At 62.5% G+C, this 17,735-nt stretch carries 15 protein-coding genes, 1 tRNA gene and 2 pseudogenes; 4 read left to right on the forward strand and 14 right to left on the reverse strand.

Going from position 1 to position 17,735, the window contains the following annotated elements:
- Positions 1 to 146 precede the first annotated feature (146 nt).
- Positions 147 to 1,109 (reverse strand): sugar-binding protein, encoded by a 963-nt coding sequence (locus NKG99_RS30380; RefSeq protein ID WP_352872868.1) that lies wholly within the window; start codon positions 1,107 to 1,109, stop codon positions 147 to 149.
- Positions 1,110 to 1,683: 574 nt separating this feature from the next.
- Here NKG99_RS30380 and NKG99_RS30385 point away from each other — a divergent pair.
- Together NKG99_RS30385 and NKG99_RS30390 are read left to right on the forward strand one after the other, a co-directional pair.
- A complete protein-coding gene (locus NKG99_RS30385) occupies positions 1,684 to 2,790 on the forward strand; it encodes a LacI family DNA-binding transcriptional regulator (RefSeq protein WP_352872870.1) in 1,107 nt (368 codons plus the stop codon).
- Positions 2,791 to 3,174: 384 nt separating this feature from the next.
- Positions 3,175 to 3,378, forward strand: a complete 204-nt coding sequence (locus tag NKG99_RS30390; RefSeq protein ID WP_352601557.1) for a CsbD family protein — start codon at positions 3,175 to 3,177, stop codon at positions 3,376 to 3,378.
- Positions 3,379 to 3,453: 75 nt separating this feature from the next.
- Here NKG99_RS30390 and NKG99_RS30395 read toward each other — a convergent pair whose 3' ends face one another.
- The 9 genes from NKG99_RS30395 to NKG99_RS30435 all read right to left on the reverse strand — a co-directional run bounded on the left by NKG99_RS30395 (position 3,454) and on the right by NKG99_RS30435 (position 11,720).
- Positions 3,454 to 4,365 (reverse strand): ABC transporter permease, encoded by a 912-nt coding sequence (locus tag NKG99_RS30395; protein ID WP_352872871.1) that lies wholly within the window; start codon positions 4,363 to 4,365, stop codon positions 3,454 to 3,456.
- Positions 4,362 to 5,462, reverse strand: a complete 1,101-nt coding sequence (locus NKG99_RS30400) for an ABC transporter permease (RefSeq protein WP_352872872.1) — start codon at positions 5,460 to 5,462, stop codon at positions 4,362 to 4,364. The genes NKG99_RS30395 and NKG99_RS30400 overlap by 4 nt, the downstream gene beginning before the upstream one ends.
- Positions 5,459 to 6,643: an ABC transporter ATP-binding protein gene (locus tag NKG99_RS30405; protein WP_352872873.1), complete on the reverse strand. Its 1,185-nt coding sequence runs from the start codon at positions 6,641 to 6,643 to the stop codon at positions 5,459 to 5,461. The genes NKG99_RS30400 and NKG99_RS30405 overlap by 4 nt, the downstream gene beginning before the upstream one ends.
- A gap of 3 nt (positions 6,644 to 6,646) precedes the next feature.
- Positions 6,647 to 7,744, reverse strand: a complete 1,098-nt coding sequence (locus tag NKG99_RS30410) for a BMP family ABC transporter substrate-binding protein (RefSeq protein WP_352872918.1) — start codon at positions 7,742 to 7,744, stop codon at positions 6,647 to 6,649.
- A gap of 26 nt (positions 7,745 to 7,770) precedes the next feature.
- The gene (locus tag NKG99_RS30415) at positions 7,771 to 9,150 is read right to left on the reverse strand and encodes an amidohydrolase (RefSeq protein WP_352872875.1); all 1,380 of its coding nucleotides are present in this window, start codon (positions 9,148 to 9,150) and stop codon (positions 7,771 to 7,773) included.
- Position 9,151: 1 nt separating this feature from the next.
- Positions 9,152 to 9,811 carry a glutathione S-transferase family protein gene (locus NKG99_RS30420; protein WP_352872876.1) on the reverse strand — a complete coding sequence of 220 codons (660 nt, stop codon included), beginning with the start codon at positions 9,809 to 9,811 and terminating at the stop codon, positions 9,152 to 9,154.
- Complete coding sequence (locus NKG99_RS30425) at positions 9,808 to 10,653, reverse strand: aromatic ring-hydroxylating dioxygenase subunit alpha (RefSeq protein WP_352872877.1); 846 nt, start codon at positions 10,651 to 10,653, stop codon at positions 9,808 to 9,810. Before NKG99_RS30425 ends, NKG99_RS30420 begins: the two co-directional genes overlap by 4 nt.
- The gene (locus NKG99_RS30430; protein WP_352872878.1) at positions 10,650 to 11,303 is read right to left on the reverse strand and encodes a Rieske 2Fe-2S domain-containing protein; all 654 of its coding nucleotides are present in this window, start codon (positions 11,301 to 11,303) and stop codon (positions 10,650 to 10,652) included. Before NKG99_RS30430 ends, NKG99_RS30425 begins: the two co-directional genes overlap by 4 nt.
- Before the next feature lie 93 nt (positions 11,304 to 11,396).
- A complete protein-coding gene (locus NKG99_RS30435) occupies positions 11,397 to 11,720 on the reverse strand; it encodes an acylphosphatase (RefSeq protein ID WP_352872879.1) in 324 nt (107 codons plus the stop codon).
- Positions 11,721 to 11,821: 101 nt separating this feature from the next.
- Between NKG99_RS30435 and NKG99_RS30440 the strand changes: the two are divergent.
- Positions 11,822 to 11,968 (forward strand): annotated as a pseudogene (locus tag NKG99_RS30440) (substrate-binding domain-containing protein); the annotation flags it as partial.
- Here NKG99_RS30440 and NKG99_RS30445 read toward each other — a convergent pair.
- The 3 genes from NKG99_RS30445 to NKG99_RS30455 all read right to left on the reverse strand — a co-directional run bounded on the left by NKG99_RS30445 (position 11,962) and on the right by NKG99_RS30455 (position 14,224).
- A tRNA-Arg gene (locus NKG99_RS30445) sits at positions 11,962 to 12,038 on the reverse strand. The pseudogene NKG99_RS30440 and the gene NKG99_RS30445 sit on opposite strands and share 7 nt — an antisense overlap.
- 147 nt (positions 12,039 to 12,185) lie before the next feature.
- A complete protein-coding gene (locus NKG99_RS30450) occupies positions 12,186 to 13,148 on the reverse strand; it encodes a DUF5655 domain-containing protein (protein WP_352872880.1) in 963 nt (320 codons plus the stop codon).
- 158 nt (positions 13,149 to 13,306) lie between these two features.
- Positions 13,307 to 14,224: a DUF1003 domain-containing protein gene (locus NKG99_RS30455; protein WP_352872881.1), complete on the reverse strand. Its 918-nt coding sequence runs from the start codon at positions 14,222 to 14,224 to the stop codon at positions 13,307 to 13,309.
- Positions 14,225 to 15,005: 781 nt separating this feature from the next.
- Between NKG99_RS30455 and NKG99_RS30460 the strand changes: the two are divergent.
- Positions 15,006 to 16,158, forward strand: a pseudogene (locus NKG99_RS30460) (ISAs1 family transposase); the annotation flags it as partial.
- Positions 16,159 to 16,246: 88 nt separating this feature from the next.
- Here the strand turns inward: NKG99_RS30460 and ltrA are convergent.
- On the reverse strand, positions 16,247 to 17,725 hold the full coding sequence (gene ltrA, locus NKG99_RS30465; protein ID WP_352872919.1) for a group II intron reverse transcriptase/maturase: 1,479 nt from the start codon (positions 17,723 to 17,725) through the stop codon (positions 16,247 to 16,249).
- Positions 17,726 to 17,735 lie beyond the last annotated feature (10 nt).

Here is a 17,735-nt window from a genome sequence, read left to right on the forward strand (position 1 = left end):
AGAATCACAGACGATTCAACTTCTTCAACCCCTATCTGGCGCCTTCAAGAACTGCGCCGAAGCAAATGTGTGCGCACGCTAGCCCCGTATAGAGAGGGGGAGAGGGAGAGGGAGCCGGAGGCGGATGGGGGCAGCGCTAACGACGATCAGTTTCCAGACATCGCCTTCAGGTTGGCGGCATAGGCGTCGACATCGTCCTTGCCGATGATCTTGGTGGGGACGATGATGAGGCCACCTTCCGGGATGCCCGACTTGTCGCCCTTGAGATAGGCAGCCATCAGCTTCATGCCCTGATAGGCCCATTCGAAGGGCTGCTGCACGACGGTTGCGGCAACGGTGCCTTCCTTGACGCCGCCCAGCGTGATCGGATCGTCATCGAAGCCGACCACCGTGATCGAGCCGAGCTTGCCGGCGTCGCGCAGCGCTTCGTAGATGCGCGGCGTGTTGTAGGAGTAGAAGCCGACCATGCAGGTGACGTCGGGGCTGGCAACCAGCGCGTCCTCGACATTCTTCTTGGCGCGCGCCTGGTCGATGTCGTCGCCACGCACGTCGATCAGCTCGATCTTGGTGCCGGCCAGACCGTCCTTCATGCCCTGGATGCGCTCCTTGGCATTGTCGGCGCCGAGCAGGCCGACGAAGCCGAGGCACTTGCCGCCATCGGGCATCGCCTTCTTGGCGATTTCGGCCGCCTGCTTGCCGGCATCGACGTTGGACGAGCCGATATAGGCGACGCGCTTGGTCTGCGGAGCGTCGCTGTCGGTGGTGAACAGCGCCGTTTCCGAGGCGATCTTGTTAAGCCCGTCGGTCGAGGTCTTGGGATCGACGGCCGAGACCATGATGCCCTTGACGCCCGCGGTCACCAGATCGTCCATCAGCCGCTGCTGGATGGCCACCGAGGACTGTTCGGGATATTTGAGTTCGAGATTGTAGTCAGGCAGTTCGCCTTGCGCCTTCTTGACGCCGGCTTCGGCGGCCTTCCAGAAATCGGAAGCGCCGTTGACGACGAAGGCCAGCGTCGGCTTGTCGTCGGCGCGCGCGATTGCCGTGGCCGACAGGCCGAGCAACAGCGCCGCGGTGGCTACGGATGCATTTCGTATCAAGGATTTCATGTTCAACCTCCCGTTTGGTTCAGTCGTGCGACTGACCGATCTTGCACTGACCTGATTTTGCCGTTTGCAGCTTGGACGCCCTCCTCCTCAAAGGGTTCCCGGCACCGAAAGAATGGCGCCGGTCCAGCCACGATGCGGACCTTAGAGACTCATCCTTCGTTCGTAAATAGTCCGATTTGTCAGACATATCACATATCCGAGACAAGGCTTGCGGGGTTAAGATCCGCTCGCCATCGGGCCATTTCTCGTACTCCCGCCGCCTCGAGCCCAACCGACCCGGACGCGACAGATTGACGGTACAGCGCATTTTTGTATTAGTAAACAGTATTAGTTCTGAGGCGATATCCCTGGGTATGCTTGCGCTTCGCGGCACATCCGCCGGCGAGCCTCCGCCTCGGCTGCGCCAACGCCTATGTCTTATGCCGTTTGACCTTCGGGCTGTGTGGAGATGCCGGATGGATAGACCTTGAAGCTACTAATAGATATAAATCCGCGCGACGATCTCTATAAATCGACAACGTCACGCCATCTTGCCGGCCTGACGGGCGGCCGCTAGACAGGCTGGAGGAGTGACATGAGCGAAACCACGGATCCGGCCATCGACACGGTGAGGCGCCGCAAGGCGCCGGCGAAGAGCGCCAGGGGTCGCGTCACCATGACCGACATCGCCAGGGCCGCCGGCTGCTCGCAGGCGACCGTTTCCTTCGTGCTCAACAATTCGCCCGGCATCAAGCTGTCGCAGCAGACCCGCGAACGGGTGATCGAGGCCGCGCGGACCCTTGGCTATGCCGCGCCCGCCTTTTCGGCACTTCACCCGCCGCTTCCCGCCTTTGAAGGGCTGGACGGGGTGATCGGCTTCGCCGTCGACCAGCTCGCCACCAGCCCGGAAGCCGTCGTCGCCATCGAGGGCGCGCGGCAGGCCTCGTGGAATGCCGGCAACGTGCTTCTGGTGGCGCAGACGCTTGGCGATTCCGTCATGGAGCCGCGCGCCATCGCCGCACTCACCAAGCGGGGCATTTCGGCGCTGATCTACATGACCATCTTCACCCGCGAGATCACCGCGCCCGACTATCTCTACGGCCTCGACATTCCGGTGATCCTGCTCAATTGCTACACGGCGGACTACGCCTTCCCGGCCGTGGTGCCGAGCGAGATCGCCGGCGGCCAGAGCTCCACCCGCCATCTGATCAGCCACGGCCACCGCCGCATCGCCACTATCACCGGCGAGCCGTGGATGCAGGCAGCACAAGACCGGCTGAAAGGCTACCGCCGCGCGCTCGCCACCGCCGACATCCCGTTCGATCCGGAACTGGTGGTCGAGGGCGACTGGTCGGCCAGCGCGGGCTATGCCGCGACCGTTAAGCTCTTGGCGCTGAGGGACCGCCCGACCGCCATCTTCTGCCAGAACGACCGTACCGCGATCGGCTGCTACGAAGCGCTGAAGGAAGCCGGCCTGCGCATCCCTGGGGATATTTCCGTCGTTGGCTACGACGACGAGGAAATCGCCAGGCATCTGTTCCCGCCGCTGACGACCTCGATCCTGCCGCACATGGCGATGGGCCAATGGGCGATAGAACAGCTGGAAGCGCCGGCGGCGCCCGGGCGGGGACGGTATCCGATCACCAAGCTGGAGTGCCCGCTGGTGGAGCGGGAGAGCGTGCGGGCTGTGGTGGGGGCGTGATAGGAGAGATCGCATCGCCGCCGGATTAATCGTTGTTCAGCTGCCTCGCGGTCCGCCAATGCGGCTTCTCGAACACGTGACGACGTAGGGCTTGTCGGTCATCGCTTCGCTTGGCCGGTTTATTCCCTTGGTCAATTTATAAAGCCCGCGCCTCTGGCGGAGAGCGCGGGCCGATTGGGGCTGTCGCCCCAATCTTCAGCAGGCGATGGAGGGCACCACCTGCCGCACGTATCAACCTTTAGGGACTGCTAATGTTCCATCGAGGCTGTTTGATCGAAACGAAAATCGGCTTCCAAATCGCGGCTGTCGCTTGTTCGGCGTTGTAGCGGAACCCCACGGTCATACGACCGTTTTTCCACCAGAGAAACGAAGGAGTTCGCCACCATGGACTGGAACCGCGTCGAAGGAAATTGGAAGCAGGTTAAAGGCAAGGTCAAGGAACAGTGGGGCAAGCTCACTGATGATGATCTAGACCGCATCGCCGGCAAGCGCGATCAGCTCGAAGGCAAGATTCAGGAACGCTACGGCTTGGCGAAGGATCGCGTACGCCGAGATATCGACGAATGGTATGGCCGGCAAGGCTGGTAGACAGCTTTGAGCTAGTCAATTTTGAGCCGCTATGGACCGCGCCGCTTTCGTTGCGCAGATCACATTGCCTCGTGACTAGTGTTCGAAGGGTTCGCCGAGCGAGGCGACGCCGTTCAGCCTGAGCAGGCGGCGGTCCGCCGAGATGACACCGAGCACGACGATCGTAACGAGATAGGGAAGACTGGAAAGCAGTTGCGACGACACGTCCAGACCGGTCGCCTGGGCGGCGAGGCTCATCAGCGAAACCGCGCCGAAGAGGCAGGCACCCAGGAAGATGCGGCCGGCGAGCCAGGTACCAAAGACGACGAGTGCGATCGCGATCCAGCCACGTCCGGCAATCATGCCGTCCGCCCAAAGGGGCGTGTATACCGCCGCCGCATAGGCGCCGGCAAAACCCGCCATCATGCCACCAAAGGCTATCGCCGCGACACGGATAGCGATGACCGGATAGCCGATGGCGTGGGCAGCCTTGGGATTCTCGCCGATTGCCCTCACGACAAGGCCGACCCTCGTATAGGCAAACACCGCCCAGATCGCGAACGTCACGACAAGGGAAAGCCATACGACGATGTCTTCGACAAACAGTCTGCCGATTACCGGGATTTCCGAGAGGCCGGGAAAGGCAAGTTTCGGGAGCCCCTTGACCGTCAGGCTCTCGTAGCTTTTGCCGAACAGCGCCGAAAGGCCCTGGCCGAGGATGCCGATCGCAAGGCCTGTGGCGACCTGGTTTGCCCGGAAGCCGAGTGCCAGCACTGCAAAGACGAGGGACAGGATGGCGCTGCCGAGGCCAGCGCCGACGAAGCCCAGCAGGTGTCCACCGCCGTGGTAGACGACGATGAACGCGAGCACGGCGCCGAGGGCCATCAGGCCCTCCACGCCGAGGTTAAGGACGCCGGCGCGCTCGACCACCAGTTCGCCGAGTGCGGCAAGGAGAAAGGGTGTTGCGGCTGCCAGCATGCCCGAAATAATGAACTCGACGGCGTTCATGGCTGGCTCCGGTGATGGGGGAAGCGCCACTCGATGCGGTAGCGCACGAAGGCGACAGCGACGAGGTAGGCAAGCAGCAAGCTGCCTTGGAAGACGCGGACGGCGGCGATCGGCAAGTTTGCCGACACCATCGCATTGTCGCCGCCGATGTAGAGGACAGCCATAAAGAGCGCGGAAAAGATGATGCCGATCGGATGCAAGCCGCCGAGATAGGCGACGATGATGGCCGCATAGCCGTAGCCGGTCGAGATCGAGCGCTGCAATTGGCCGAGCGGCCCCGCGACTTCCGCGGCGCCTGCCAGTCCCGCCACGAAGCCGCCGATCAGAAGCGACAGCCAAATCGCACGCGCTTCGCTGAAGCCGGCGTAACCGGCCGCGCGTGGGGCAAGGCCGCCGACCTTGAGCTTATAACCCATGAAACTTCGCTGCATGAAAACCCAGGCCGCCAGCGAGAGCGCGAGCGTGATGAGCAGCGAGACGTTGACGCGGGTACCGGCGATCAGGGTCGGCACCATCGCGTCGTTCTGAAACATCACGGATTGTGGGAAATTGAAGCCGGCCGGGTCTTTCCAGGGGCCGAGCAGCAGGTAGTTGAGGACTTGCGCCGCAACGAGGCTCAGCATCAGGGAGACCAGGATCTCGTTCGCATTGAGCCGGACCCGCCAGAAGGCGGTGATAGATGCCCAAAGCGCACCTCCGACGGCACCGAGAAGCAGCATCAGCGGCCAGATCCACTGCCCGCTCGCCTGCGGAAACCAGACGGGGATCGCCGAGGCGAAAATAGCGCCCAGGATGAACTGGCCCTCCGCGCCGATGTTGAACACTTTTGCGCGGAAACCGATCGCCAGCCCCTGCGCGATGAGAAGAAGAGGCCCCGCCTTGAGCAGCACCTCCGCGAACGATGCCCAGGAGAGGAACGGCTCGAGAAGCATCGCGTACAGCACGGTCGCCGGATCTCGGCCTATCAGCACATAAAGGCCCAGATTGAGGATGATCGCCATGCCAAGCGCGGCAACCGGGGCCAGCATGGCCGCGACGAGCGAGACATGCTCCCGGCGGACGAGCGCGGGGAGGAACGTCGCGGTCCGAACATTCATGCAGGAACCTTCTCTGGCGAGGCATGTGCGCCGATCATGTATCGGCCGATGTCTTCGGGGCGTGTATCCCGCGTTACCAGAGGCGGGCTCAGCATTCCATGATGCAGCACCTGGATGAAATCGCAGAGTTCGAAAAGTTCCTCGAGTTCCTCGGAAATGACGAGGATCGCCATGCCCTCGTTGCGCAACGCAATGAGCCGCCTTCTGATGGCGGACGCAGCGCCGATGTCCACACCCCAGGTCGGCTGCGCCACGAAGAGCAGTTTTGGCGAGAGCATCATCTCGCGACCGACGATGAATTTCTGCAGATTGCCGCCGGACAGCCCGGCTATGCCGAGGATCTCGCCTGATCGTACCGTGAGGCTGATGCCGGAGAGCGGCGTGGCAAAAGGGTCATCCGGCGTGTAGTCCATACCGATTATTTCCAGCCGCTTCTCCCCCTCGGGCATGGCCAACGCCGGCATCACCTCCGGCATGTCGCGGCCGATCATCATGCGGGCGAGGTCGTGCGCATCATGGTCGCGCGGGTCGACGGTGCCGATAACGCGCCCTCCACGCAGGATGGTCGCGTGGTCGCAGATCGTGCGAATTTCCTCCAGCTTGTGGGAGATGAAGAGGATGGACACGCCGCGGCCGCGAAGCCGCCTGAGCGTGTCGAACAGCTTCTTCACCGCCTGCGGCGGCAGCACCGAGGTCGGCTCGTCGAGAATGAGCAGCTTCGGGTCCGTCATCAGGCAGCGGATGATCTCCACCCGCTGCCGCTCGCCGACCGAGAGCGCGTGCACATCGGCGAGAGGATCTACTTCAAGGCCAAAATCTTGGCCGAGGCTGCGGATGCGCCCCGCCAGCTCCGCCTTGCTGCCGGGCACGACGAGCTGGATGTTCTCGACAACAGTCAGCGTCTCGAACAGCGAGAAGTGCTGAAAGACCATGCCGATGCCCCTGCGCCGTGCCTCGGCCGGCGAGGCAAGGCTCAGGGGTTCTCCGTTCCAGACGACGGTGCCGTCGTCCGGCTGCTCGACGCCATAGATGAGTTTCATCAGCGTCGATTTGCCCGCCCCATTCTCCCCCAGAATCGCATGGATCGATTGGGGCGCCACGTCCAGATCGATGGCCTGGTTGGCCCGGATCTGGCCGTAGCTCTTCGATATGCCGCGCAGCGACAGAAGGGGCGGGCTCATGACTTACTTCGGCAGCGGTGTGGTGACACCCTTGACGTGCCAGTCCATCGCGACGATCTCGGCATCCGCCATCGCCGCACCGGCGGCGGCGGCTTCGCTGCCGTCGGCCTTGGTGATCGGGCCTGTGAAGGGCGAGAAGCTGCCGTCGGCGATCTTCGCCGCCACCTCCTTGATCTTCGTCATCGTGTCGGCTGGGACATCCGAGTTCCAGTCCGCGACCTCCACCACCTTTTCGGCGACGCCGAGGAAGGCGTTGGCGCCCTTGAACGTTCCGGCGATATGGGCATCCACGGAAGCCTTGAAGAAGGGCGACCAGTCCGTCGCGATGCAGCCGAGATATTTCTTCGGCGCGTATTTCTTCATCGACGAATTGAGGTTGAACGCGTAGACGCCAGCCTCCTCGCAGGCCGAGATGACCGAGGGCGTATCCTGCGCGTTCGAGAAGATCACGTCGCAGTTCTGTGCCATCAGCGCCTTGGCTGCTTCCTGTTCCTTGGCTGGGTCGAACCAGGAGTTCACCCAGACGACCGATACCTCGACAGCGGGATTCACGGTCTGCGCGCCGAGCGTAAATGCGTTGATCGAGGTGATCAGCTCCGGAATGGCGAAGGCCGAGACCGAGCCCAGCTTGCCGGTCTTGGAAAGAGCCGCGGCGGCCATGCCGAGCAGGTAAGTGCCCTGGAAATACTTCGCCGCGAAGGGCGAGAAATTCGGCGCGGTCTGGAAGCCGGAGGCATGCAGCACAGTGACCCCGGGATCGCGGCGGGCGATCTGCAGTGCGCCATTCTGGTAGCCGAATGAGCCGGCGATCAGGAACTTGTTACCGTCGGCGACGGTCTTGTTCATGATCCGGTCGGCGTCCGGCCCCTCGGCGATGTTCTCGATGACGGTGATCTTCACCTTGTCGCCATATGCGGCCTTGACCGGCTCGAGGCCGGCGGCGAGCGCGTGGCCCCAGCCGACATCGCCGACCGGCGACGGGAGCACGAGCGTGATACCGAGCGGCTCGTCGGCCGCGAAGGCGGGACGGCCGCCAAGGGTGCCGGCAAGCCCCGTCGCGGCAAGGCCCTTCATCAGAGTTCTGCGGGTCAGATAGTTCAGCATGTCAGTTCCCCTTTTTTAAGTTGTCAGAATTCCACCGCGGCAAGAGCGGCTTCCGCGTCCGCGGCAAGCCGGGCCTCGTCCAGCCCGGCAAACGCACCCTTTTCCCAGACGATGCGGCCGTTGATCATGGTCATGTCGGTGGGCATGCCGATGCCGACCTTGGCAATCAGGCTCAACGGATCGTGGCGCGTGCCGACATAATCCATGCGGCGCGTGTCGATCGCGAAGAGATCGGCGGCCATGCCTGACGACAGTCGGCCGATGTCCTTGCGGCCCAGAAGCGCGGCGCCGCCCGATGTCGCATAGCCGAGGAAATCGGCCGGCGCGGGCACCGGATGAGCGCGCGTCGAGGCCGCCAGGCATTGCAGCATGTAGGCGGAATGGATGCAGTGCATGAGGTTGGAATTGTCGTTCGAGGCAGCGCCGTCGCAGCCGAGACCGACGCGCAGGCCGAAGGCGGACATGGCGGGAATATCGGTCACCTGCGCACCCACCAGATAGACCGGCTCCGGACAATGCGAAACACCGGTGCCGCTCGCCGCCATCACCCGCAGTTCATCATGCGTCAGCTCCCAGCAATGGGCATAGAAAGTGTCCTGGCCGGCAAATCCGAGTTCCTCGAGATAGTCCACCGTGCGCATGCCGTGGCGGGCCTCGATGACCGGGCTTTCGCCCTCGCCGACATGGGTGTGCATCCGCAACCCGCGATCACGCGCCAGCGAAACCGATTCCACGAAGGTCTCGCGGTAGCAGTTGACCGGCTGGCAGGGAGCGACGACGACCTGGCGCATGCTGAAGGGGCTGGTGTCGTGATAAGTGTCGGTGAGGCGTGCGCAGTCGGCGATGAATTCGTCCGTGGTCTCCAGCATCTCGTCCGGAATGGTCGAGCCTTCCGACTTCGGCAGCGTGTTGCCGCCGCGCCCTGCGTGGAACCGCATGCCGAGAAGATCGGCCGCTTCGAACTGCCGGTCGATGAGCCGCTTTCCGGCATGGCGTGGAAAATTGTACTGGTGGTCGAAGGCCGTGGTGCAACCGTGCTTGATCATCTCCGCCATCGCCGTGATCGAGGCGTGGTAGAAACAATCCTCGTTGAGCCGGGAGAAGATGGGATAGATCCGGTCGAGCCATTCGATGACCGACAGCTTCGTCCAGTCGAGCTCGGCACGGTTGCGCACGAAGCACTGAAAGAAATGATGGTGCGTGTTGACGAGGCCGGGATAGACGAACCAGCCGTCGGCGTCCCGCACGATGGTACCGGCCGGCAGCTTGCCTCCGTGCAGGCCTTCCCCGATCGCCTCGATCCGCGGCCCATTCGTCAGTATATCGACATTGCGCCGGACGCTCGGACCCTTGCCCTCGTCGGTGATGACCGCTGCGCAATTTTTCAGGAGATAGCCGGTCATCTCACGCCTCGTCCGGGCATGGTCGCGGTTCGGGCTTCAACTCGTGCAGCCGGTGGATACCGGGCATCTCGATGAAGTTGTCGAGGCTGCGGAGCGCTCGCGACCAGAGCCGGATCGTGGGATACGGGTCGAGGGAAACGCCCCCGTCGGGCGCGAGCGCGACATAGGGAAAGCAGGCAATGTCGGCAATCGTCGGCCGGTCGGACGCGAGAAACCGATCGCCACGCATTTTTTGTTCGAAGAGGCCGGCTTCCAGTTCACGCAGTGCCGCCATGCCATTGGCCTGAAGCGCACCGATGTCACCGGGGCGCAGCAGCATCTCATGCAGGCGCGCGCCGCCGAGGCTGGCGGTCAGCCTGTGCGAGAAGGAAAGCCATTGCTGGATGCGCGCCGTCTCCTCGGGGGCGCCGCTGCCGAGCCAGGCCGGTGCTGCCTTCGCGGCGAGATAGCCAAGCATGGCGGAAGACTCGGTCAGGATCAGGTCGCCGTCTTCAAGGATCGGGATGGAACCACCCGGGTTGAGCGCCATAAGCTCTGGGCCGCGATGCTCGGCGCCGGGATGGAAGTCGACCGGACGGATCTCGAGCTTCACGCCCGACAGCGCCGCCATCAGGCGCACCTTGTAGCAACTTGGGGAGAGGACGTAGTCGTAAAGCCTCATTGTGCCACCAGCTGCGCGCCGTAGGTATAATTGTGGCGTTTCAGCCAGCGGCGATAGGCGACCGAGGTCAGGTCCGCGCGCGTCGGGATTTCCATGCCGGGATCGAGCGGCAGAAGCCGCGGGATCTGGTTTTCGAGGATCGAGCGGTCCTGCAGGAAAATCGTCTGCTGGAAATGGATGAGGTCGGTCAGTGGCGTCTCGTCGTCGAAGAGCGCCATCCACGGCCAGACGTCGCAGAGATCCTCGGCAAGCGGCTGGACGAACAGCGCAATGACATCCCATTCGCCCGGGCGCGGCGGGCAGGTCTTGTAAAGGACCGAGCAGGTCGGAGCCGGCACGCGGTACATATATTCCGTCGTGATACCCCCGCTCGCTGATTTCGCCGCCTGCGGCTGGTAGAACTTCACCTGGGTTGCCCAGACCTCGTCCTCGTCCTCGCGGATCTCGACCTTGTAGTTTTCGACCTCGGTATGCGGCTCCGAGCCGAGGATGTCGGTATGGACGAAGGGGAAGTGTGCGATGTCGAGGAAGTTCTCGACGGCGCGGAGCGGCGAGCAGCGCACCCGCACCACACCGACATCGACGAAGCGGCGCCCGGGCTGGTCCGCCTCGGGAATCGGAAAGACCGCTTTCCTGGGTTCGCCGAGCGACGACCAGATATGGCCATAGCGCACCGAAACCGGCAGCACGCGCCCGTTTTCGCCTGTCACTTTCGCCGCGCCATCGGTGTCGAGCGCAACCTTGATCGGTTCGCCCATCAGGGTGGTCTCGCGCCCATCACGGTCGAGCCGGCTGAAAAGCCCGACCGGATACCATTCGTCGCGCATCGCATCGTCGATCATGACGCAGCCCCTTCCGCTTCGATCCGTTCGGCCATGCGCCGAAGGCTCTCGGCGGCTCGCGAGGCGGCGATGCGCTCGGACACACCGCAATCGGCTGGAACAAGGACGTGGATCAGCGTCTCGCCGGTTTCCTCCGGTATGGGCAGCAGGCGGATTGCCGGCGCGCCGGGCGCCTGCCAGGCGAATCCTTCAACGGCAGCCTTCGTACCGGCAGCGGCAGAGAGCGCCGAATGTCCGGCACGGGCCGTCAACGAACGGAGCGGGACGTAACCTTCAAAAAGGGGTGGCTTGCCGTCGGGCTCTCCATCGGCGACCCAGACGATGCCGCCTGCCTCTTCGACCGACCGGGTCGCAACGCGAATCGTCTCCGGCGGCGTGAGATTGGGATGGGCGGGAATGCGCAGACACCGACCGGCCTGCGAATAGCTCCAGCCGTGATAGATGCAGGAAAGCGCCTCGCCGCGCACGAAGCCATGGGAGAGGCGCATGCCGCGATGCGGACAGCGATCCGCCGATGCCGCCAAGCACCCCGATTGGCTTCGCCAGAGGGCAATGGGACCGGCGGGCGTCCACGCCGGCATTGCCTGTCCTGCTGGCAGATCCTGGGAAAGGGCGACCGGCACCCAGGTGTCCGTCTTGTCGGACAGCATGACCTTACTTTCCGTACTGATACCACTGTTTGCCGACCAGGGATGCCAGCGAAAGGAGTTGGCGAACCGCTCGATGGGCTGAGGTATGCATAATTATTTCGCAATTGCAATATTGATCAAATTAAGTGCAAACGGCCGGTAACCACACGCAAAGCCATGTGTTTTTTGCTCGACAGGCGCGCGGTCGATCGTCTCGACCCAGACGTCGATGGGCCCGAGCGAACATCCCATCTCCATCATATCGATCAGTTCTCCCGCACCGCTAATATCGAGTTCGATGCGATCGGCACTTGCGTGAGCGACATGGTGCGCGAGACCTAGCTTGGCCGCATGGCGCATGATCCAAGGCACGAAGGACGCGGGTTGGAGGTGGCCGCGAATGGTCATCCGCTCATGGTGCTGACTTTGCTTCATCATGAACGAACCTCGCGGCTTTGGTATCATGGTCAGCAGCATAGCGTCTGAGTGAACGGGCGGAAGTGGTAATCGACGCGTGAAATTGCAGCGAGCCGCGGTCCATAGGCTGGTCGGCCAGAGCGGGCTATGCCGCGACCGTCAAGTTCCTGGCGCTGAAGGATAAGCCCACCGCCATCTTCTGCCAGAACGACCGCACCGCGATCGGCTGCTACGAAGCGCTGCAGGAAGCCGGCCTGCACAATGGCGCACCCGACAGGATTCGAACCTGTGACCTCTGCCTTCGGAGGGCAGCGCTCTATCCAGCTGAGCTACGGGTGCTTTCAGGACCGGCGATCCGGAAAACGAACCAGCCGGTAAACCGGCCAGCCATGGCTTCTTAGCGGAACCCGTCGCGGGCTTCAACGGCCAAGTGAGTTGTGCGAAATCAAAAGGGCTGGTGCACAGAATCAAAGGCGAGAGCACCAATCACGATCCTTCATACGCTCTCATGAACAACGGCTGCGCCTTCTGGAAATCAGCCATTGACCTGATTGAAACTTGCAGATTGCCGGTTCCGTAGTGGCCAATTTTCGTCACATCACGGGTGAAGCCCTCCTCAACCGTGATTGTCCGTGGGTCTAGCTTGAGGTAAACAACAGCAACCTTCGGCTGAGGGTAGACCTCAAGGCAGGCGAAGTTCTTTATGCGCTTGAACGCTGTATACAACTTTAGCTCCTTGACCTGAACGTCGTCTCCAAGACCGATGAGAAAGTCACGGATGGCGTCATGGAGATCGCGCAAAGCGGGGCTCGCTTGCGACAGGCGATACGCCATACGGTATGTGGCATAAGGGTCTTCCAGATCTTCGTTCGGGGTGGCCACGGCGGCCCCGCCGGCAGTGCTAGTTACGGCGGGTGCGGCTGAAAATGTGTTTACCTTGGCCAACTTCGGTGCGTGAACGAGTTCTAGCATGAGCAGAGATTCACCAAACTGCCGATATCTTATCAACTCAATGTTCCGGGCGATCTGCTTTACCGCATGCTGGTCATAGCGGGTAAAATCGCCGGCGATACAGAGCAGCCTTGGAGCCGAGAAATCGACATTCTTGGCAGCTTCGGGACCGAGCTTTTCCATGGCCAGCCATTGAAATTCCTTTCGATGATCGAGAAGCCAATCGAGGTAAAATAGACCCTGATTGATGACGTTCTCGTTCACCGCGCGCTTATACTCAATGATCACGGGACAATTGTCTTCATCGAGCCCCAACGTGTCGATGCGGCCACCGTGGACTGGCCCAGTTGAGTGCTCGCTCGCTAGAAATCGAACGCCTAATAGCGCCTCAAGGTTCGCCTCAAAGATATGCTGAAGCGATTTTTCGACCTGTATGGCAGAGCCAGCTAGTTCGTGAATCTGCCCTTGGTTGAATTGAAACAGTTTAATATCGCTCAAAAAAGTGCCCACCCAATAATTGCGTGGCGCAGACTGTCTTGAATTTCCAGCTCAATGTCCAGTTGGAGCAGCCGCTGGCGAAACATCCGGACCCTTTGTCGGCGACCGCCGCCCGTCATGGCTGACTGGCCGTCATCACCCCGCACCGCGCCCACCCCTCACTGCCCCGCCTCACTCTTCACCGCCCGTCGCCGACGCACCGCCCGCTTCGGCTTCCTGGCGCCGGTCAGTTCGTGCATGGCGTCTAGCTGCATCTGCTGCATTTCGGCCAGGCGGGTCCATTGGCGCGAGATGAGGTAGTCGAGTTTTTCGTGCAGATGGCGCACTTCCAGCTCGGCCTTGAGGTTGACGCGGTAGTCGTTGAAGGAGCGCAGGCGGTCCTTGGACTCCTGCCGCCTCTGGCTCATCATGATGATCGGCGCCTGGATGGCGGCAATGCAGGAGAGCAGCAGGTTCAAGAGGATGAAGGGGTAGGGATCGAAAGCGCCCGCCATGCCCGCGAACAGGTTGATGCCGATCCACACCAGAAGCACGCTGCCGAACGAGATCAGGAACCACCAGCTGCCGCCGAAGGAGGCCATGTTGTCGGAGACGCGGTCGGCGAACGTCCGGTGCTCCTCGAACTCCTCCTCCGAGTTTTCGGAAATCGTGTCCTGCCTGGCGATCGATTCGACCACCTGGCGGTCGAGCTCGGAGAATTCGCCGTGTTCCTGCTGGAGCAGCTCCTCCATGTAGCGCATACGGTAGCGGCCGAGCTCGGCGCGGGTGATGCGGGCGCCGGCCGGCAGGTCCGGATGATCGGAGCGGATGCGGTCGGCGAGGCTCGGGCGCAGCGTGTCGATGCGCACCAGATCGCGCTTGCGGAATTTCCGGCCCGATATCGCCGATGGTTTTTTCTTCGGCTTGCCGCGGTGGGCGCCCGGAGCGGATGGCTCCGAATCCGGCACGTCGGGCGTTTCGAGATGCTCGTCCGAGGTCTGGTCGGCCTCGAGCTGCCCGGTGGTCGGCGCCTCGAAATATTCGCCGCCGCTGTCGTTCTCCGCCGGCTGCTCGGGCGTTTTCGGGACGGTGCTCATGGTGCTGGCTCCTGCTCTGGTGCTGGGCGGGACGATAAGCAGAGGTGGCGGCGCATAGCCAGCGCGGGGCATGGATTTTGCGGGCGGACAAGTGGTTTTGATCGATCGGAGGGGCGATGGGGGTGGCGGCGGCTTGCCCTTCGCGGGCTCAGAGCGGGTGGAGACATTCGAGATTGGCCGAAGCCTCACCAACTTCGTCATCCACGGGCGGAGCGGGAGCGAAGACCCGAGGACCCATGCTATAACCTGTCGCTTGCGGGGAAGGACTTGCCCGATGTCGGCGGACCTCCCTCTGTCCTGCCGGACATCTCCCCCGCAAGGAGGGAGATCAGCAGTTTGCTTCGACGGCGCCTTCTTTTCGACGTTGGGGATTGGCGAAAGCAGTCATGAAGTCCAATCTCCCTCCTTGCGGGGGAGATGTCCGGCAGGACAGAGGGGGGTGCTGTCCCGCCGACATCACACGAACTTCTGCACCGCGGCAGCGCTCGGAGGTCGCGGCATGGATCCTCGGGTCTGCGCCGCGTCGCTACGCTCCTTGCTCCGCCCGTGGATGACGAAGCGATGGGTTTTGCCCTGATCGCCTAGGCATGCGACGGCAACAAAAAACCGCCTTGCGGCGGGTCACTGGCGCGAATCAGCACCATGCCTGGATGTGTAGCACAGTTGCCCTCACCGGGCAAATGTCGAGGTTGGCGCCGCAGGGCAACGAACTCGGGTTAACGCGCTTTTGGGGTTGCGGCTGATCTGATTCCATTGGGTTCCCATGATTCGGAGCCCTGCCATGACCATTACCGCACTCGAAGGTTTCGAGAAGCCACGCCTGAAGGCGCTGTTGGAGCACCTTTCTGCAATCGAAGACCCGCGCGAACCGTGGCGGGTCGCACATCCCCTGCCCGAAGTGCTGTTTGTGGTCGTCTGCGGCACGATCTGCGACTGCGACGACTATGACGGCATCGCCGAATGGGCGGAGGCGCATCTCGATTTCCTGCGCCGCTATATGCCCTACCACCACGGCGTGCCAGGCGGGCGCTGGCTGACCATTCTGATGAACCGCATCAACCCGTCCCTGTTCTCGGCCGCTTTCAGTGCCTGGGTCCGCGAGACCTGGCCGGATAAGCCCGACTTCGTCGCCATCGACGGCAAGACCTCGCGCCGCAGCCACGACAGGAGCGCCGACAAGGCCCCACTGCACCTGGTCTCGGCCTTCGCCACCACCGCGCGCCTCGTACTTGGCCAGGAAGCCGTCACCGACAAGAGCAACGAGATCACCGCCATCCCCATCCTGCTGGAGCGACTGGGCAAGGATGACGGCCTCAAGGGCGCACTCGTCTCCATCGATGCCATCGCCACCAATGCCACCATCGCCACGGCAATCCGCGACGCCGGCGCCGACTACCTGCTCGCCGTCAAGGCCAACCAACCCACCATCAGGAGCGAGATCGAAGCCTATTTCGCCGACGCGCCCGCCGACAGACTCGATCACTCCACCGATCTCGGCAAGGCCCATGGCCGCATCGAGCAGCGCACCGTCACCGTCAGCGGCGAGACCGATTGGCTCTCCCGGCACCCGCCGCTTCCCCGGCGAATTGCGCCTGCCCGCCGCCGCTTCGATCGTCCGCGTCGCCGCGCATGTCGAACTCAAGGATCGATGCCGTATCGAGACCAGATATTATATCTCCTCCGCAACGCTCAGCGCACAACAGGCCGCCAATGCCGTGCGCGGCCACTGGATGATCGAGAATGCCCTCCACTGGACGCTCGACGTCGTCTTCAAGGATGACCAGTCGCGCCTTCGTAAAGGGCATGGCGCAAACAACATGGCCATCGTCAGGCACTTCGCCATCAATCTCGTCCGAGCCGTAGCAGACAAGAAATCCATCAAACTCCGCCGCAAACGCGCCGGATGGGACACCAGATATCTCGAGACCCTGCTGGGAGGGCTTTGCCGTTTCGCGGTAGGGACGCAGGTTTCCCTGCGCCCCCCGCACAGATCCGAGCGAGCCCAATTCAGGCACTCGGCTCCTACCTTGGGTGGTTCTCCACGGCGAAGCGCTCGTCGGGCCACGGATGAAGGATATGCGGGTTGGGAAGCCATGCGCCGGCCAGCTTCGTCATGCGGTCCCAGGTGAAGCCGTCTCGTTGGCTGCGTCGCCGAAGCGTGCGCCGCCACAGATCGGTCACATGGTGCCGGAACGCCGAGAGCGCCCGGCTGTTCGTTGGAACCGCGTAGTAGGCGAAGTGGCCTGTCACGATCTGCCTCAGCCATTTCCCCTGTTCGGGGATCGGCCAATGCATGCGCCGCCGCAGTTCCACCTTGATGTCCTTGAGCTTCGCTCTCACGCGATCACGTCGGGTCTTCCTTTTAAGCAGGAAACGCCCTTGGCGCGATGTTCCGCAGATAAACGTGAACCCCAGGAACGCGAAGGTCTCCGGCTTGCTGAGCCCGCGCTGCTTGCGGTCGACCGCCGCGAAGCGGCCGAACTCAATCAGGCGGGTCTTGTCCGGATGGAACGACAGCGCAAACTCCTCAAGCCTCGCACGCATCGCATCGAGGAAACGACGAGCGTCGCCCTCGCGCTCGAAGCCGACGATTGCATCATCGGCATAGCGCACAATGATCATATCGCCGGTGGCCTCGCGCTGTCGCCAGCGCTGAGCCCAAAGGTCGAAGACATAGTGAAGGTAGATATTGGCCAGCAGCGGCGAAATCACCGACCCTTGACCCGTTCCCCTGTCCTCTACAGTCACGATCCCATCTTCGAGAATGCCCGCCTTGAGCCATTTGCGGATCAGGCGGATGATGCGCTTGTCGCCGATCCTATGTTCAACGAAGCGAACCAGCCATTCCTGGCTGACCGCCCCGAAAAAGTTCTGGATGTCGGCGTCTAAAATCCAGTTCACCTTCCGCGTTCTGATTGCTACGCACAGTGCATCCAATGCATCATGCGGTCCTCTTCCGGGTCGGAACCCGTAGGAGAAGCTGCGGAAGTCGCCTTCATAGATGGCGTTGAGCACCATGACGGTTGCCCCTTGGACGATCTTGTCTTCCAGAGCTGCGATCGCCAGCGGCCGCTGCTTTCCATCCGCCTTCGGTATAAACGTCCGGCGAGCTGGTTGCGGTCGGTACGCACCCCGATGAACCCGTTCTTGCAGATCGTTGAGCCGAAGCTCGAGGTCTGCCTCGTAGTCCTGCCACGTCATGCCATCTACCCCGGGAGCGGCCTTGCGCCTGAGCGCATAGAACGCCGTCCGCAGCGTGTCGACATTGATATGGTGGAAGAGCGCGGTGAACCGATCCTTCTTCCTCAGCCTTGCGGCTTTCCGTACGCGGTCCAGCGACTGGGACATGCGAGCCCGGCTCTGTGTCCGGTGCATGTGTTGCTGTTCCGCGTTCCCCTTGGTCCCCGGCCTTGGCTCCACCGGCTCCGCCGCCGGTTGCCCGGCTTTGTTCATCGGCTTCACAGCTACTATGCCGGAGTCAGACTTCTCTGGATCGTGCATCAACGGCTAC

Source organism: Mesorhizobium sp. M1409 (assembly GCF_040317535.1).
Classification (GTDB): Bacteria; Pseudomonadota; Alphaproteobacteria; order Rhizobiales; family Rhizobiaceae; genus Mesorhizobium.

Coding starts and splice junctions, on each gene's coding strand:
- NKG99_RS30380 (WP_352872868.1), bottom strand. CDS start 1,109: ATGAAATCCTTGATACGAAATGCATCCGTAGCCACCGCGGCGCTGTTG.
- NKG99_RS30385 (WP_352872870.1), top strand. CDS start 1,684: ATGAGCGAAACCACGGATCCGGCCATCGACACGGTGAGGCGCCGCAAG.
- NKG99_RS30390 (WP_352601557.1), top strand. CDS start 3,175: ATGGACTGGAACCGCGTCGAAGGAAATTGGAAGCAGGTTAAAGGCAAG.
- NKG99_RS30395 (WP_352872871.1), bottom strand. CDS start 4,365: ATGAACGCCGTCGAGTTCATTATTTCGGGCATGCTGGCAGCCGCAACA.
- NKG99_RS30400 (WP_352872872.1), bottom strand. CDS start 5,462: ATGAATGTTCGGACCGCGACGTTCCTCCCCGCGCTCGTCCGCCGGGAG.
- NKG99_RS30405 (WP_352872873.1), bottom strand. CDS start 6,643: ATGAGCCCGCCCCTTCTGTCGCTGCGCGGCATATCGAAGAGCTACGGC.
- NKG99_RS30415 (WP_352872875.1), bottom strand. CDS start 9,150: ATGACCGGCTATCTCCTGAAAAATTGCGCAGCGGTCATCACCGACGAG.
- NKG99_RS30420 (WP_352872876.1), bottom strand. CDS start 9,811: ATGAGGCTTTACGACTACGTCCTCTCCCCAAGTTGCTACAAGGTGCGC.
- NKG99_RS30425 (WP_352872877.1), bottom strand. CDS start 10,653: ATGATCGACGATGCGATGCGCGACGAATGGTATCCGGTCGGGCTTTTC.
- NKG99_RS30430 (WP_352872878.1), bottom strand. CDS start 11,303: ATGCTGTCCGACAAGACGGACACCTGGGTGCCGGTCGCCCTTTCCCAG.
- NKG99_RS30435 (WP_352872879.1), bottom strand. CDS start 11,720: ATGATGAAGCAAAGTCAGCACCATGAGCGGATGACCATTCGCGGCCAC.
- NKG99_RS30455 (WP_352872881.1), bottom strand. CDS start 14,224: ATGAGCACCGTCCCGAAAACGCCCGAGCAGCCGGCGGAGAACGACAGC.
- ltrA (WP_352872919.1), bottom strand. CDS start 17,725: ATGCACGATCCAGAGAAGTCTGACTCCGGCATAGTAGCTGTGAAGCCG.